This is a genomic window from Paenibacillus prosopidis, assembly GCF_003337375.1.
Classification (GTDB): domain Bacteria; phylum Bacillota; class Bacilli; order Paenibacillales; family Paenibacillaceae; genus Pristimantibacillus; species Pristimantibacillus prosopidis.
Genome location: NZ_QPJD01000003.1, coordinates 73,877 through 90,489 on the forward strand (window position 1 = coordinate 73,877; position 16,613 = coordinate 90,489).

At 49.4% G+C, this 16,613-nt stretch carries 17 protein-coding genes and 1 riboswitch; of the genes, 14 read left to right on the forward strand and 3 right to left on the reverse strand.

The genetic code is table 11. The annotated features are described in order from the left end of the window. Positions 1 to 102: 102 nt before the first annotated feature. The 13 genes from DFP97_RS05130 (at position 103) to DFP97_RS05190 (ending at position 13,638) form a co-directional block, all read left to right on the forward strand. Positions 103 to 624, forward strand: coding sequence for a hypothetical protein (locus DFP97_RS05130; RefSeq protein ID WP_114378923.1), 522 nt, complete (start codon positions 103 to 105; stop codon positions 622 to 624). 2 nt (positions 625 to 626) lie between these two features. After that, on the forward strand, positions 627 to 2,216 hold the full coding sequence (locus DFP97_RS05135) for a sensor histidine kinase (RefSeq protein WP_114378924.1): 1,590 nt from the start codon (positions 627 to 629) through the stop codon (positions 2,214 to 2,216). Continuing rightward, entirely contained in the window at positions 2,167 to 2,841 is a 675-nt protein-coding gene (locus DFP97_RS05140; protein ID WP_181873363.1) for a response regulator, read from the forward strand. Before DFP97_RS05135 ends, DFP97_RS05140 begins: the two co-directional genes overlap by 50 nt. A 290-nt stretch (positions 2,842 to 3,131) precedes the next feature. After that, positions 3,132 to 4,679, forward strand: coding sequence for a spore germination protein (locus tag DFP97_RS05145; protein ID WP_114379239.1), 1,548 nt, complete (start codon positions 3,132 to 3,134; stop codon positions 4,677 to 4,679). 18 nt (positions 4,680 to 4,697) lie between these two features. After that, the gene (locus DFP97_RS05150; RefSeq protein ID WP_114378925.1) at positions 4,698 to 5,912 is read left to right on the forward strand and encodes a Ger(x)C family spore germination protein; all 1,215 of its coding nucleotides are present in this window, start codon (positions 4,698 to 4,700) and stop codon (positions 5,910 to 5,912) included. Positions 5,913 to 5,928: 16 nt separating this feature from the next. Beyond that, complete coding sequence (locus DFP97_RS05155; protein WP_114378926.1) at positions 5,929 to 7,008, forward strand: GerAB/ArcD/ProY family transporter; 1,080 nt, start codon at positions 5,929 to 5,931, stop codon at positions 7,006 to 7,008. Between the two features lie 83 nt (positions 7,009 to 7,091). After that, on the forward strand, positions 7,092 to 8,543 hold the full coding sequence (locus tag DFP97_RS05160) for a glycosyltransferase (RefSeq protein WP_114378927.1): 1,452 nt from the start codon (positions 7,092 to 7,094) through the stop codon (positions 8,541 to 8,543). 39 nt (positions 8,544 to 8,582) lie between these two features. Then, positions 8,583 to 8,695: riboswitch (TPP riboswitch) on the forward strand. Between the two features lie 181 nt (positions 8,696 to 8,876). Then, positions 8,877 to 9,923, forward strand: a complete 1,047-nt coding sequence (locus DFP97_RS05165) for an ABC transporter substrate-binding protein (RefSeq protein ID WP_245975920.1) — start codon at positions 8,877 to 8,879, stop codon at positions 9,921 to 9,923. A 40-nt stretch (positions 9,924 to 9,963) separates the two neighbouring features. After that, a complete protein-coding gene (locus DFP97_RS05170) occupies positions 9,964 to 10,266 on the forward strand; it encodes a thiamine-binding protein (RefSeq protein WP_114378928.1) in 303 nt (100 codons plus the stop codon). Then, the gene (locus DFP97_RS05175; RefSeq protein ID WP_114378929.1) at positions 10,256 to 11,029 is read left to right on the forward strand and encodes an ABC transporter permease; all 774 of its coding nucleotides are present in this window, start codon (positions 10,256 to 10,258) and stop codon (positions 11,027 to 11,029) included. The genes DFP97_RS05170 and DFP97_RS05175 overlap by 11 nt, the downstream gene beginning before the upstream one ends. 1 nt (position 11,030) lies before the next feature. Continuing rightward, positions 11,031 to 11,849, forward strand: a complete 819-nt coding sequence (locus DFP97_RS05180) for an ABC transporter ATP-binding protein (protein WP_245975922.1) — start codon at positions 11,031 to 11,033, stop codon at positions 11,847 to 11,849. Further along, positions 11,833 to 12,672, forward strand: coding sequence for a TatD family hydrolase (locus tag DFP97_RS05185; protein ID WP_181873364.1), 840 nt, complete (start codon positions 11,833 to 11,835; stop codon positions 12,670 to 12,672). The genes DFP97_RS05180 and DFP97_RS05185 overlap by 17 nt, the downstream gene beginning before the upstream one ends. Positions 12,673 to 12,858: 186 nt before the next feature. Further along, on the forward strand, positions 12,859 to 13,638 hold the full coding sequence (locus DFP97_RS05190; RefSeq protein ID WP_114378930.1) for a glucosaminidase domain-containing protein: 780 nt from the start codon (positions 12,859 to 12,861) through the stop codon (positions 13,636 to 13,638). 49 nt (positions 13,639 to 13,687) lie between these two features. On the opposite strand, the gene DFP97_RS05195 is transcribed toward DFP97_RS05190, so the two are convergent. From DFP97_RS05195 to DFP97_RS05200, 3 genes are all read right to left on the reverse strand, one after another. Then, the gene (locus DFP97_RS05195; protein WP_181873365.1) at positions 13,688 to 14,299 is read right to left on the reverse strand and encodes a nucleotidyltransferase family protein; all 612 of its coding nucleotides are present in this window, start codon (positions 14,297 to 14,299) and stop codon (positions 13,688 to 13,690) included. A gap of 26 nt (positions 14,300 to 14,325) precedes the next feature. Beyond that, complete coding sequence (locus tag DFP97_RS30620) at positions 14,326 to 14,487, reverse strand: hypothetical protein (protein ID WP_181873386.1); 162 nt, start codon at positions 14,485 to 14,487, stop codon at positions 14,326 to 14,328. Between the two features lie 283 nt (positions 14,488 to 14,770). Next, positions 14,771 to 14,992, reverse strand: coding sequence for a DUF2905 domain-containing protein (locus DFP97_RS05200; protein ID WP_114378932.1), 222 nt, complete (start codon positions 14,990 to 14,992; stop codon positions 14,771 to 14,773). 357 nt (positions 14,993 to 15,349) lie between these two features. On the opposite strand from DFP97_RS05200, the gene DFP97_RS05205 reads away from it, so the two are divergent. Further along, positions 15,350 to 16,600, forward strand: a complete 1,251-nt coding sequence (locus DFP97_RS05205) for a glycosyl hydrolase family 18 protein (protein ID WP_114378933.1) — start codon at positions 15,350 to 15,352, stop codon at positions 16,598 to 16,600. Positions 16,601 to 16,613 lie beyond the last annotated feature (13 nt).

The window sequence follows — 16,613 nt, forward strand, 5'->3', positions numbered from 1 at the left end:
TTCCGCGGGATCGAGTCTACTGAAAGATTCCCGACCCATCGGGAATACGGTCATGTTATACTGATGGAAAAACTTCTAAGGCAGTTCAAAGGCGGGTATTAGATGAAAGGTACATATAAGGGAGCGCTTCGTCTTCCTCTCTTTATTGGTGCGCATGCGTTATGGTGGATCGGACTGGCGATGTCGCTCGTTGTATCTTTTTTTAGCCACTGGTTTGGAGTCTTTGCATATTCGGATCCATGTGTCGGAGAAGGATGTACGAGTTATTTTAATATGGATGCTTCACAATTCGAGGGGATGGCCCGATATGGAATCTCATCGGACTTATACGCGGCGTTTACGGTCATATTGCTCGCCATACAAAATTTATCTTCATGGGCCGTAGGGTTTCTGCTCTACCGATACGGATGGCGGGACCTTTACTGCGTAACCGCTTCTTTGCTGCTTATCGTGACAGGTACCATATTCAGCTCGGATGATGCCCTTTTCGCAAATTATCCGGCCCTGACCCAAATGTTTTTCGTTCTGAACTCATTTGGCTCAATGTATATCTTTTTTCTTTTTCTTTTTCCTGAAGGGCGATCATACCAAGATGGACGGCGATTCCGGCCGTTATCTGGGTAGTCATGATGATCACCAGTTATGTTTGGCCGCTGCCGTACTTCAATCTCCAAGATTATCCCGCCGTCAAAGGAATCTATATGTTCCTCATGCACGGGTTGGTTATGGGCGTTCAGATCTGGCGTTACCGATATGCCAAAGAAGAACAAAAGAGGCATATACGCTGGTTCATTTGGGGAATGGGCTGTTATTTCATCGCCGGATTGACTGCCGGATTTCCGATTTTCGTTTCAAACGGGATTCTTCGCATGCTTACGCAAATCTTTTTATACACCGGCCTATTGTTCATTCCTTTCTCTATCGGCATGATGGCACTGGACCGGCTGCAAAAAAGATCGGTGGTTTTCAACCGGACCTTGGTTTATATCGTGCTAAGCACGATGAGCATCATGGCATATGCGCTTCTTGTAGGCGTTCTCGGTACGCTCATGCAAGGAAAAATGAATGCGATCGTGACGTTGATGGCCACTGGATTGATCGCTGTCCTGTTCCATCCCCTCCGAGAACGAGTACAAAGAGCGGTCAATCATCTCGTATACGGTGAACGGGACGACCCCTATCGGATGTTATCGGGACTTACGGAGCGTCTCGAAGGTGCGCTAACCCATCGATCTCTGCTTCCGGCCATTGTTGAAACAACCGCAAACGCTTTGCGCATCCCATACGCGGCAATCGAATCTGTGGATAAAACGGGAGAGATTCGACGTTTGGCGGAGTACGGCATCCGCGACGGCGAGACCGTAAGCGAAGTGCCGCTGGCCGTGCAAGGCGAAACGGTTGGCCGTCTCGTTCTCGGCATTCATCGCGTAAGCGAAGCGCTGCCGCCGAACAAGAGACGGATGCTTGACGACTTAATCCGCCAGGTGAGTATTGCCGTGCAAGCGGTACGGTTGACCGACGAGCTCCGGCGTTCGCGTGAGCGGCTTGTGAGCGCCCGTGAAGAAGAGCGGCGGAGACTGCGCCGCGACTTGCACGACGGGCTCGGGTCGGGGCTTGCCAGCATGATGCTTCGATTGGACGAGGTAATGACGATATGCGAAAGGGAGCCTGAGCGAACAAAGCAAACGCTGCTGACCGTTCAATCACAGATGCGGGAAGCGGTCGCCGATATCAGGCGGTTGGTTTATGCGCTCCGGCCTCCCGCACTGGATGAATTCGGTCTGGCTTTCGCCGTTAAGGAACTTGCTCATCAAATGGAAGAGGGAAGCATGCGTGTAGTTCACGAAGGTTTCGATCGCAGATTGAAGCTGAATGCGGCGGCGGAGGTGGCGATTTATCGTATCGTGCAAGAAGCATTGACGAATGCGGTCAAGCATTCCGGGGCAAGTTTATGCAAGATTTCGCTGCTGCCGGGGGAAGGCGGTTTACATTTGGAGGTTGCCGATAACGGGCGCGGATTGCCGGGCGCCAAGAGAAACGGAATCGGCATTGGATCTATGCATGAACGCGCCGAGGAGCTGGGCGGAAGCTGCTCGTTATCATCCGTTCCCGGAAAAGGCGTGCGGTTGAACGTATTCATTCCAATTGATCAGGAGGATATAAACGATGTATCAAAACCAATCAGAGAAGGAATCGATTCGCATCTTGCTCGTTGACGATCATCCCATGTTCCGGGAAGGACTGCTCTCGACGCTCCAATCGGTTCCGGAATTTACCGTCGTCGACGAGGCGCAGGACGGAGAAGAAGCGGTACGTCTAGCCGAGGAGCTTCAGCCGGATATCATCTTAATGGACGTTAGCATGCCCGGATTAAACGGAATCGAGGCGACGCGTGCCATCGTTCGAACCAGCCCGCATATTCACATCCTGGTCCTGACGATGTTCGATGACGATACGTCCGTCTTTTCCGCTATGCGTGCCGGCGCCCGCGGGTATATGCTCAAAGGGGCGCAGAAGCAAGAAATCGTGCGCGCCATTCAAGTCGTCGTCGGAGGAGAAGCTATCTTCAGCGCCTCAATCGCCAGGAAGATGATGTATTATTTCGAAATGATGCAAGGTCAAAAAGCACTGAACAACGCGTTCCCCGGATTGACCGAGCGGGAGCGCGAAGTTCTCGAATGGATCGCCCGGGGATCGGGGAACGGGGAAATTGCCCAGAAGCTCGGCCTCACGCTAAAGACGGTTCGCAATCATGTGTCGAACATTTTGAATAAACTTCAAGTGACGGATCGCGCTCAGGCCATCTTGCTTGCACGTGAGGCCGGATTCGGTTTGGAATAGCCATTAACCGGCAGCACCACAAATTCAGCCGGAGACAGGATTTCAGATACCCATTTACCTTTTTTGCCTGTTACTTTAATAGAAAAGAGGAGCTGCAGCGTAGCAAGCTCCTTCACTATCGTTTCCGTTTAGTTTAGTTTCGCCAGTCCTCTGATCACAAAACCTTTCTAGGACCCTCCAGAAGCTTCCCTATATTCAACCCCATTCTTGGTAGTCACGTTAGCGCCGTATACATATTTACACCCATAATGCGCCAAAATAGATGCAACATGGAAACGAAAGGTGCCGTTATGAACAAAAAAAACGCAGGGCCGCTAACGCCGCTCAGTCCATCACTGCATGCGAACGCCGAAGCGATTCGTAATCGCTTCGGCGGCAGCTGCGATATAGTCGTCCGGTTTTTTCGCAGCGATGCGGCTCCGGATCGTGAGCTGGCGATTATTTACGTGAGCGGAATAGTGGATGCAGAGACGATTAATGAAAGCGTCATGGAGCCGTTAATGTCGCTGAAGCTGCCGCAGCATGCGTATGTCAAGGGCGGAAAACTGCTCGAGGCGCTGCGCAATTGCGTCGTTTCAATCGGTTCGATAAAGGATGTCAGTACGTTAGAAGAGGCACTTCAATGTTTGACGGACGGGCTATGCGTCATTATGGCGGATGGCAGTCCGGCGGCATTAATAGCTGAAGTCTGCGGAGGGGAGCAGCGAGGTGTCACTATTCCGCAAACGCAGACCGTTATTCGGGGACCGCAGCACGGCTTCGTCGAAAATATTCGAGTCAATATCAGCTTGATTCGCCGAATTATCCGATCGTCCGACCTTCATATACAGATGCACAAGATCGGCCGGCAAACGCATTCGAACGTGGCTGTATTGTATTTGCACGGGACTGCGGACGAAAGCATTGTAAAAGAAGTATATCGAAGACTGGCAGCAATCGACATAGACGGCGTTCTCGAAACAGGCTACATCGAAGAATTTATTCAAGATGAGACGTTTACGCTGTTCCCTACGCTATTGAATTCAGAACGGCCGGATACGGTTGCGGCCGCCCTGCTGGAGGGCAGGGTCGCGATCATGGTTGACGGGACTCCGCTGGTGCTGATGGCGCCGACTACTTTTTTCACTTTTTTTCAATCACCCGAGGATTATTACCAAAGGTTTGATATTGCGTCATTCGTTCGAATCATACGGTACGCAGCGTATGTCGTTGCCATGCTTTTGCCCGCTTTATATATTGCAGTAACAACGTATCACCAGGAGATGCTGCCGACTACATTGCTCATTAGTCTGGCGGCGCAGCGCGAAGGTATACCGTTTCCGGGTCTCATTGAGGCGCTTCTTATGGAAATGACGTTTGAAGTATTGCGCGAGGCAGGACTGCGCATGCCGCGGGCTATCGGACCTGCGATTTCTATTGTTGGCGCACTCGTGTTAGGACAGTCTGCCGTGCAAGCCGGCATCGTCTCGGCTGGTATGGTCATTATCGTTTCCTTCACCGCTATTTCAAATTTCGTTATGCCGGAATTTAATATGGCGGCTACTTCCCGTATTATCCGGTTCGTCTACATGCTGATGGCGGGTGTCTTCGGTTTTTTCGGTATTTTCATTTCGGTGTTGTTTACGCTGATCCATCTGACGTCGCTGCGCTCCTTCGGAGTACCGTACATGTCGCCGCTGGCGCCCGGGCCGACGAAGCAGGGAATTTGGCGGGATGTATTCATCCGGCTGCCATGGTGGGCAATCGTGCTTCGGCCGCTCGATTTGAGCTTGCGTAATCCAAAACGGCGGCCGAATGGAAGAAAACCGCCGGCACAGCGTCATTCTGATAAGCCGTAACTAAAGGGAGGAACGGCAATGAATAAATGGAAGCTGTTGCTGCCGCTGTTCGTCTGTATGCTGGCTGTCGGCTGCTGGAACCGTGTGGAGCTTAATGAGATCGGGATTGTTTCGGCAACCGGCGTGGATTGGAAGGACGGAAATTGGGTATTGTCCTATCAGGTTGTTATTCCGCAAGCGATCTCTGGAATGAGTGGTGTAGGGGGCGGTTCGGCGGCGTCGGTCAATGTGTTCTCGACGAAAGCTGAAGGCTTTAGGGCCGCAATTAGCAAAGCGAGCCAAGAGACGTCGCGGCGGCTCTATTTCTCGCACAATCAAATCGTTATTGTTGGGCAGGAGGCTGCCCGTAAAGGGATGGCGCCTCTGTTCGAAACTTATTTGCGCAATCATGATGCGCGCGAAACGGTAAGCGTATTTCTGTCCAAAGGAAGTGCGCGCCACATGCTGGAGCAGCTTATCCCGCTTGAGAAAATACCTGGCGCAGCCATTCAGCGCATGATTACCAATGAAGAAATAAACAGCTCTACGTATCGGCAAATGACCATCCATCAAGTGCTGCTGGATTTGATGGGTGCAACAAAGGCCACCGGCATACCGGGCTTAGTGGTCTCAGGCTCAAGAGAAAGCATGAATCGGGCAGATAAGCTGAGCCAAACGAATACACCTTCTAAAGTAAGGCTGTTCGATTTGGGACTGATTTCCGAGGATAAATTGGTCGGATGGATTTCCGGCGAAGAAAGCCAAGGCGTCATGTGGCTTAAGAATCATGTGAAGAGAGCCGTGATACCGTTCGCTTGCACGGAAGAAGCCAAAGGACAGAAGAGCTCTTCCATTCGCATCATTCATGCCGAGACGAAGCTGCGGCCGGAGCCATCGGGCGGCAAATGGATTATGCATGTGGATGCTAAGGCGGTTGGGACGTTGATGGAGTACAATTGCGGAGGCGATCTATCGAAACCTGCACAGGTGGAGAAGGCAGAGAAATTCATAGAAGCCGAAATCACTTCCATCATGCAGAAAGGCTGGAAGGCCGTTCGCAAGTACCGGACGGATGTTGTAGGCTTCGGCAATGTCATACACAAAAAATACCCGAAGCAATGGGCTGAAGCGAAGGATAACTGGACAGAGCTGTTTCCGCAAACAACGTTGAAAATAACGGTAAGGGTGAAGCTGAATTCGGCAGGTATGAGCGGCAGCGGCTTCAAGAGTGAGCAGGAAAAAAGGCGTTCATAAAGGGGAGGGAGACAGTATGCAGCAGATCGGAAAAAATCAATTGTCCATCTTGATCATCGTTTTTTTGATCGGCAGTACGCCTTTGTTTGAGCTCGGCATTAAAGCGAAGCACGATGCCTGGCTAGCGATGATACTTGCTGCGGCAGCCGGTCTGCTGCTTACTGTCATGTATGTACACTTACAACGCCGTGCCCCCGAAGCGGAATTAGCCGAACTTTATAAGATGCATTTCGGACGCTGGATCGGCGGTGGGATCGGGCTGCTATATGCCGTTTGGTTCGCTTATGAATCGATGCGAAATGTTCGCGATGTCGGCGAGCTTACGATGATGGCATTGCTGACCTTAACGCCGAAATGGATTGTGATGCTGCTCATTATTAGCGCTGCGGCTTACACCGTCAGCAAAGGACTTGAAGTGTTTGTCCGCGTCGTACAGCTGCTGTTTCCGATTGTTGCGGCCAGCTACTTCTTTATTATATTGCTGCTGTTTATTGCCCGGTTACCAGATCCCCAGCATTTGCTGCCCATATTAGAAAATGGGCTTGCACCTGTAGTGAAGGCGGCGTTTCCGGACTTACTGTCGTTTCCTTTTGGGCAAATGGTCATTTTCCTCGTGTTTTGGAAGCATGTAAGCGAAAAGAAAATAATAGGACGCGCCTCCTATTGGTCGATGATTGGGGTATCCGCTTTTCTTGTATTCATGAATATGCTTGTCATGTGCGTGCTGGGACCTGAGCTATCTGCCATCACGGCGCTTCCGCTGCTTGAAGTGGTACAGCTGATACGGCTGGCAAATTTTCTCGAGCGGCTCGATGTTGTCGTTACGCTTCTGCTCTTTATCGGGCTTTATGTGAAAATGACTGCGTTATACATGGCGTCGGTATTTACGTTAAATTCCGTAACCGGAATCGCCTATCGTTACTGCGTCATGCCGATTGGGGCCGTCATCTATGCATCGTCATTCCTTGAACCCAATAATACGTATCATATTTGGATCGGACTAGACATTACGTTGAAAATCGTCCCGCTCTTTCAAGTGGTGCTGCCGTTTCTCATGCTTGTTGTTGGCGTGCGCAAACGGTACAAAACGAATTGACCAAACGATAGCAGCAGCGCATTGCTCACCGAATAGTCCGTGCCGACATATTTTATGGTACAGCTTATTAGAGGAGGATACGCGTGAGCGACGCCAATAGTTGTATAACAAGCATTATTCTTGTTAACTACAATAAGCTTGAAGATACGAAGAAGTGCGTAGAGAGCATTAGGCGGCACACGGAACGAGGCGACTACGAGCTGATTGTAGCCAATAACGGTTCGACTGACGATATGGCTGAGTGGGCACACAGCCAGAGTGACATTTTAGTGATAAAAAACAATGGGTACGATTCAGCATTTCCTAAAATCTGCAATCTAGGGATTGCGGCGGCTTCGGGCGGGCTTATTATGCTGCTTGACAACGATACGGTCGTGACGCCGGGCTGGCTGGACGGATTGAAGCGCTGTATAGTAAGCGATAGCCGGATTGGAGCGGTTGGACCCGTATCGAACGGTTCACCATATTGGTCGTCCATTCCTGTCGGTTACAAAACGATAGAGGAGATGGAGCTTTTTGCTGCGGCGATGAATGCCACTCCCGACAAAACGAAATGGGAAGAGAGAGTGAAGCTGCTTGGCCACTGCTTGCTCATGCGACGCGAAGCGTGCGAGAAGGCAGGCCCGCTCGACGAAAGCGCTGGCATGGAAGGCTTTATATTTGATGATTATGGTTTGCGGCTGCGGTTAGCAGGTTATAAGCTGATGCTTTGCGGAGACACGTTTATTCATCGTATCAGCTGCGGCTCAGACGGCTCTCATCTACCAATAAATAAGCATACGTTTAAAGAAAATGCAGATAGCTTTGTAAGGAAATGGGGCTTCCATCCCTCTGAAGCGACGGATATAAGAATGGATTTAATCGCATTTATCGAGCGGGAATCACATGGGTACAAGCGCGAAGCATGCAGGGTTATGGAGATCGGGTGCGGCTGCGGAGCGACTTTGCTGCATGTAAAAAAGATATTTCCGAAAGCGACATGGCTCGGCGTGGAGCGAAATAATCTGGCGGCGAGCATTGCAGCGGCATCGGGCATACAAATGCTTGTGCCTAATGAACAGGGTGATTGGGAGCTGCCGCAAGAAGAGCTTGACGGCATTATCATCGGAGATACGAATGCCCGAGTTACGACACCTTTGGTAAACCGGCTTGTAAGTCTGCTGAAGCCAAATGGCTGGTTAATCGGCTGCTATGCCAATCGGTTTTATTACGAGAATATTCGGCAATACTTAGATCCGGCAAATGCTGAGGCGAAGTACCAAGCGGCAAGTCTATATACGATGCGGGAGTTAAATTATTTGTACGTACAGGCTGGTTTGCCATACGTGAAAATTACGATGGCCGGGAACAAGCCGAAAGAACAGCTTGCGTACATCCGTCAGCTTGATCGGTTAACGGGCGAAACGATTACAGATGAGCTAACAGCTGCCTATCTACTCGCGTATGGAAGAAAGGCTGCTGAGAACGCCAATAAACTAGGGGGAAGCAAATTAACGTCCGACGATAATCGTTTTCAAAATAATACTGGCATTTAGGTCGGGTTTTGCTATACAATTAAAAGTATTGACGAAACCGAATATGTTCCGGGGAGCTGGTAAGGCCGGCTGAGAGGGAATTTTCTATACAATTCCGACCCGTTAAACCTGATCTGGATAATGCCAGCGTAGGGACAGAAGCTCTGTTTATTCAGAACAGCTCGATCACAATTGATCAAGCTTGTGCGGATATAAACAGCTGCACAGCCGAATTAATGGCGTCCTCCGGATTAGGAGGACGTTTTTTTTATAGGTTGCGGCCATTACCCGGACACTGCCGAGACTCGTCATTTTATACAAACAGAATGCTTTGGAGAGGGGAACAAACACATCATGAGTCAGAAGAAAGCTGGACATTTGTCGTGGAAAATCGTTACTGCTATGCTGGTGTTCGTAATAGCGCTGGCAGGATGCGGAGCGAATAACGCGCCATCTGAGAATGAGAAGGGGCAAGAACAAGAGCAAGAGGGGGCGGACAAGCCGCTCGAGAAGGTACAGGTCGTGCTCGACTGGACACCAAATACGAATCATACCGGACTTTATGTCGCTAGAGATAAAGGCTTTTTCAAAGAGCAGGGCTTGGATGTCGAAATTATTCAACCTGGACAAAGCGGCGCCGATCAAATGGTTGCATCGGGCAGCGTGCAGTTCGGCGTAAGCTATCAAGAATCGATTACGATGGCTCGCATCTCAGATGTTCCGCTCGTTTCGATTGCGGCGGTTATTCAGCATAATACATCGGGCTTCGCTTCCCCGCTCGCTGAGGGCATCGATTCTCCCGAGAAATTCGAAGGCAAAACGTACGGCGGATGGGGTGCTCCTGTCGAGGAAGCCGTTATTCAATCGCTTATGCAGGAGAAGAAAGCTGACGTCAGCAAAGTGAATATGGTCAGCATCGGCGATAGCGATTTCTTTACGGCGGTTAAGCGCGATATTGATTTTGCTTGGATTTATTATGCTTGGACGGGCGTCGAGGCAGAGCTTCGCGGCGAAAAAATCAATATGGTTTATTTGACTGACTATAGCGACAAACTGGATTACTACACGCCTGTGCTTGTTACGAACGAGACGATGATTGCAGAAAAGCCGGAAGTGGTCAAAGCGTTCACTGCTGCAGCGGCGCAAGGCTACCAATACGCCATTGACAATCCGGAGGATGCAGCTGAGATTTTGATCAAAGCGGAGCCGGATTTGAATGCTGAGCTTGTACGTGCGAGCCAGAAGTGGCTGAGCCCGAAATATCAGGATGATGCGGCGCGTTGGGGCGAGCAGAAGCTGAGCGTATGGGAAAACTACTCCGATTGGATGTTCGAGCATAAGCTGCTCGAAAAGGAGCTTGAAGCGGAAAAGGCGTTTACGAACGAGTTTTTGCCTGAATAGCGGAAGTGCGTTTAAGAACAAGGTGAAAGAAGGAATTCATATGGCGAACGCATTAGTGAGCATTCAAATACTTCCTGCCACGCCTGGCGGCGAAAGCGTTATTCCATACGTCGACCGGGCAATCGAAATCATTAAAGCGTCAGGCGTGCCTTACCGGGTAGCTCCGCTTGAGACGACGATGGAGGGAGAGCTTAGCCATCTGCTTGGCGTCGTGCAATCGATGAGCGAAGCGATGACCGAGATGGGTTGTCCGTCCGTTATTTCGCAAATTAAAATTTACTATAATCCGGCAAACGGCGCTTCGATGGGCAGGCTCCTGGAGAAATATCCAGATGGGCAATAAGAGGATCGTATGGTCAAAAATTTGGCCTCCGATTGCGGTGCTGGCAGGACTGCTCGCTTGCTGGCAGGCGGCGGTTACAGGGGGCGTATTCGATCAATGGATTGTTCCTTCACCCGTCTCAATCGTGCAAGAGGCCGTTAAGATTTGGCCGCGGCTAATGGAGCATACAGCAGCGACGGTGCAGCTTACGCTGCTCGGCTTTGTTGGAGGATCGGCGGTGGGCTTCGTGCTCGCCGCTTTGCTGCATCTAATTCCTGGTGTGCGAACAGGCGTGTATCCGCTGCTTGTATTATCGCAAAATATTCCGATCATCGTTATCGGTCCCATATTGACGATGCTGCTCGGTTACGGGCTTCTGCCAAAGGTGCTGCTCGTAATGATGGTTTGTTTCTTCCCGATATCGGTAGCCATGTTTAGCGGCCTTGCGAATCCGGATGCGCAGCTTCGCAATTATTTTCAGATGATTGGCATAAGCAAATGGCAGCTGTTCTGGAGGCTTGAGCTGCCGCACGCAACCGTTCATTTATTTTCAGGGTTAAAAATTGCGGCATCGTACAGCGTGTTAAGCGCAGTTGTCGCGGAATGGCTCGGCACAAAAAAGGGGCTCGGTTCGTTCATGCTTATTTCGTCCAAAGGCTTTATGCCGGAGCGTGTGTTTGCAGCTGTAATTATTATTATCGCGCTTAGCTTGACGCTGTTCGGACTGGTGAACTTGGCGGAGCGTTTATTTATTCGCTGGCGTCCGGTGAAGGAGGCGGAGTAGCATGATGAGCGATAGAACGGAAAATCATCCAAACACACTGCAGGTACAGATGATTCGGAAGCAGTTTGGAAAAGGGCTGGCGAGCAAAGAAGTTCTTGGAGGATTGTCGCTTTCTGTGGCCGATGGGGAGTTCGTTTCGATAATCGGGCCTTCCGGAAGCGGAAAGTCAACATTGTTTCAAGTCATTGGCGGACTGGAGAAGCCTTCTTCGGGCGAGATTTGGCTGGATGGGAAAGAGACAACTGGCGAACGCGGCCATATTTCATACATGCCGCAGCAGCCGGCGTTACTGCCTTGGCAGACGGTCGCAGGCAATATTGAGTTTTCGCTTACCGTATCCGGTGTAGACCGCAAGGCGACAAAGCTGAAAACGAAGGAATGGCTGGAGAGAATTGGTCTGGATGAGTACGCGGATGCCTATCCTCACGTGCTGTCCGGCGGTATGCTGCAGCGAGTTTCATTCCTGAGAGCCTTGCTTGCTCCGCAGCACCTGATGCTGCTTGATGAGCCGTTTGGTGCATTAGATGCTTTGACCAGACTGCAAATGCAGCAATGGCTCATGTCGATTTGGGAGGAAAACCGCAGATCCGTACTTCTTATCACTCACAGCATTGAAGAAGCACTGTTTCTTTCCGATCGGATTGTTGTTTTATCCGCTTCGCCGGCTGTCGTGCTCAAGGAGTTCATTGTTCCTTTCGTGCGCCCTCGCAGTGAAGCGCTGTGGACGGATCCCCGGTTCAACGAAATGAAGCAGCAGATTTATGAGCTGCTTAAGGTCGGCGTGAGGGAGGGCGTGTGCTCGCATGGCGGGATTAATTGACGATGAGAAGACAAGCGAGTCTATCGCTTCTGCTTCATACATTGACGCGCATCTTCATGTTGATTTATATGCTGCCGGGGAGCGGGACGAGCTTCTGAAAAAAGCGTTTGAAGAAGGCGTGGTTTCCGTTGTAGCCGTATCCATGCATTTGCAATCGTCGAAGGTGAATCGGGAGCTTGCGCTTCGTTATCCTGGGCAACTACACCCGGCATACGGCTTTCATCCGGAGCAGCCGATCCCGTCCGAGGCGGAGCTGGAGGAGCTGTTCGCGTGGATTAGCTTGCGTCACGAAGCGGGAGAGCCGTTCGCAATAGGCGAGGTCGGGCTTCCGTATTACATACGGACGGACGCCGAGGCTGCAGGCGCATTTTTTGATGAGAAGCCGTATTTGGCACTGCTTGAGCAATTCGCTGTACTAGCCGCAAGCTTGGATCGTCCGATCGTGCTGCACGCGGTCTACGAGGATGCGGATAAAACATGTGATATCCTTGCGGAACATGGCGTGCAGAAGGCACACTTCCATTGGTTTAAAGGCAATGAAGAGACTGTGCAGCGCATGATCGCGTGCGGATATATGGTCTCGGTAACGCCTGACGTTGCGTACGAGGAAGAGATTCGGCGGATCGTTGAGCAATATCCGTTAGAGCTGTTAATGGTAGAAACGGACGGTCCATGGCCGTTTGAAGGCCCCTTTGCAGGCGAGCCGACCCGGCCGGCCATGGCTGCAGACGCGGCGGCGCATATTGCCCAAATAAAACAGCTGACTGCTGAACAAACAGCGAATATTCTGCTTGCCAATACACGGCGGTTTTACGGACTATAGTATTTAGGGGGTGCCCTATAAGATTATTGATCTTATGAGAGGCCCTTTTTCTTTTTACGGCACGAGTCCCTATGAAAAAACTTCACCTTCCTTTTTGTCCGTTGCGAATTGTACTGCTGCCGCATACAAAGATAGGGACAGCTTACGATTACAAGGAGAAAACAACTGCAGAAAGGAGTCTGAAAAATGGCTGCGTTGACAAGAGATCAATTTTTTACGATATTGGCGCCTACTGTTATTCGAGTCAAGCGAGAAGGATCCACGATGTTTCCTTCTGTTCGACTAGCGCAAAATTTGCTCGAAACCGGAGGCGTCATTCATTCGTGGTACAATTTGGGCGGCATTAAGGTCGGCAGCGGGCAGACCAACGCTTATTGGCACGGAGAGGCGGTCGTCAAGGGCACGTGGGAATATGTCGACGGCCGCAGTGCCAATACGAGAGCTGCTTTCCGGGCCTATAAAAGCGTATATCATTTTTATAAAGACTTGGATTTACTGCTTGCCGCACCGCGCTACGCACGAGTTCGAACGGCGCAAACCCCTGAACAGCAGGCTGAAATGCTGCAAGCATGCGGCTATGCGACGGACCCTGCCTATGCAACCAAATTAAAATCAATCATTAGACAATACGGGCTAAAAAGATATGATGCATTAGGCAGCAGACAAGTCCCGAAGCCGGAAAAGTTTAAAGATGCAGAGCAAATAGCGGTTTTGTATGAAGGAGAAGTCGTATCGGACGGATATTTGCTGAACGGAGTGACATGGGTGCCAGCGAGGCTGCTCGGGGAGTCATTGGGTGCAGTGATCGATTGGACAGGAAGCAAAGTAACCGTTAATGGGACAGAGCTCGAATCGATGCTTTCCGAAGCGACCGGCTATGTTCAAATACGCGATCTGGCTGCGGAGCTAGGGCTAACCGCCAGCTGGGACGCTGCTGCAAGAGTCGTTTTGTTGAATAGAGAGTAGAACTCATTATAAGTTTGACGTCTTGCTGTAACAAAAAAGTCTGCTGATTTCAGATTTCAGCAGGCTTTTTTGGTGTTATTTGGACTGTTTGCCGAATAGGAAAAAATTTAATTTTGCTCCAGGTCTGTTTCCAGTTCTTTCTTATCACGCGTTCTTCATAAATCCTCGCCAGTTCCTTCGTTTCTTTAAAAAAAGGCGTGGGCTTTACCTCCATATTGATTACATCCTCAATTCCGCACGGGGCAGCTAAGACGATATTGTTTTGCTCATCCAAAGAAAGCCCCAATGCTGTCGCCGTTTCGGGAAACTTGGAGATCGCGTCTACAGATGAGGAATAGGGCGGAATCTTACCCGCTAAGTGCATTCTTGCTTCATTTTTGACAGACCAAGGAATGTGAGGATTCATACTTCTTAGCTTCTCTTCCCATTTCTTTTCTTCTGCTTCATCGAGGTTGCTTTCATCAAAGTAGATTACATCTACATCTGGAAGAGGTGTCCTATCACCAAAGCCGTGCAGGACATCCCAAATTTTTGAGCGTACAAATCCGGCACAAACCCACCAATTAGGTAATTGAATAGATTTTGCTGTCTTTAATACATCCATCATCCATTCGTCTTCGCTGACAAGTTGAATAATGTCTTCTTTATTTTTAATTTTCAAAGTAAATCCTCCATGCGTTTGTTCGCTCATTTGCCTTTTTTGGATGCGGCCCAAAAGGCTAGAATAATAAGGGGGATGAGAATGAACCAAGGAATAGTAATTGTGCCTCCTACAATAAAGGCCAGCGCCATTACGGCTATGATACCGAGAATAATGTACAGACAGCCTCTGCCGAATGTTTCCATCATCGATCGCCTCCTAAGTTTAACGGCAGCACAACCAACTTCGTGAGCTCCACTTCTTGATTTATATTCGTTAATAACGTATTTATGGTTTACATGGTTTCAAAAATTTGGGAGGGACTTGACATTCAAGCTTGCATGTTGTGAAGTGTAATCAAAAAAAATGGCCCACATCGCTGTGGGCCGGTGTCCTAGATCTATAAATCAACTGTGGGGTTGATGTCTCTAATTATAAGAAGCGAACCTTAACTTCACCTTAAAAATCTATGTCGGTTTTTTGAAGGCATGGTCATTTAAAAAGCCACCTCGCAATATAAGCAAGCAATGACAACACGACGCTAATGACAATACATGTGACTATCGGGAAGTAAAATTTAACGTTCCCTTTTTCAACAGCTATATCGCCAGGTAGACGGCCAAGGTTGATAAATCTGCCTAAAACTGCCCAAATCAAGCCTATAACGATTAAACCGACGCCAGCTGCAATGAGTAATTTGGGAATGTTATTCACAGTATGCCAGGTCCCCTTTATATACAACTATATTTTGCGTACATATTACAAGAAATCCCCGATATGATATGGCTATTCTGTCCGATATCTGCAACTATATCCGCATTTAACTTTAATATAGACTTTTACTTCGATAGGAGCACTCAATAAAATAAAGCAACAAAAACAGTGAAGGATTCAACCCTCATTTTACGTGTTAACTAGCTATAAGTTTAAAAACCTGAGTGGCATTGTCGCAACTTATTAAATTCTCTTGGAGGTTAATGGCATATTTTCCATTCAAATTCACTATCCTGACGAATCGTTTCTCTATAAAATACTCTCGTAATCTATGAAAGTACGGGAGGAAGCTGTCAATTGAAAATAGCATTTTGGCGAATGTTTGTCGTTCTGTTGTTTGCAGTTTTTATTTGGCAAGATGCTCCGGGAACGGCAGGAGCATTCGGTTCCATAAATCTAAACGGGAAACCGTTGCAAACCGCTGATTATGTAACCGTGGCGAAAGTAACGAATGTATCCGCTCCGGTGTATGTAAAAGCACTTTCCAGTTCCGCGAAAGTCGCTACTTTAAAACGCGGGGATGAATATCCGGTGTTATTAGTGTCGAAATACTATTACAAAGTTCAACTTCTTGGAGGGAAGAAAGGTTGGATTCGCAAGTCGAATGTATCTGTTCGCAAGGCTAATCGTTATGTAAGCGGTTGGAACTACCTTGGAGGAACGGACAAATTTATTGAGGTTAGCGGTACAGCTGCTCTCGATGTAGTAATGCCTCGTTGGTATAGACTGAGATTGGATGGGCTTGTATCTACTTCCCCTGACAAACGATATGTAGATTGGGCGCACTCCAAAGGCAAGAAGGTTTGGGCGATGCTCGGCAACGGGTTCGACATGGAACTCACGGATCATGTTCTGTCTTCTCCCGCCAATCGGGCGACAGTAATCAGCAAAGTCAAGGATTCAATGTTAGCAAACGGGATTGATGGAATTAATGTCGATTTCGAGAACATGAAGATGGAAAATCGTGAGGAGTTCGTCATCTTTATACGCGATTTGAAAACATCCTTGTCCGCTAGCCGCAAGCTCGTATCCGTCGATGTTACGCGGGAAAATCCGGACCCGAATTGGTCCGGGAGCTACGATCGCGCCGGTTTGGGTAAAGCTGCGGACTATGTGATCATGATGGGCTATGACGAATATTATGAAGGGCGCGGCGAAGCCGGCTCTGTCTCCTCCTTGCCATGGGTAGAAGAAGGATTGCGGTTATTGCTTAAAGATGTGCCTGCTCATAAGGTGATCCTCGGCGTACCGTTCTATACCAGAGAGTGGACGGTTCCCGTCGGCGGCGGCAAGGCAGTGTCTAAAGACGTATTTATGAAAGACACCGATCTTTGGATTTCTGAGCGTGGGCTAACCAAGCAGTGGGATACGGTTGCCCGGCAAAATTACGTCGAATACACCGATTCGGCTGGTCATCACCGTTTGTGGGTGGAGGATCAGACATCGATGGCTGCGCGTTGGAGCCTTGTGAAAAAAAATTCACTCGCCGGTATAGCCGGATGGGCCATCGGGCAAGAGTCGGCGGATATTTGGAGCGTATTTAAGTAATTATATAAATCTC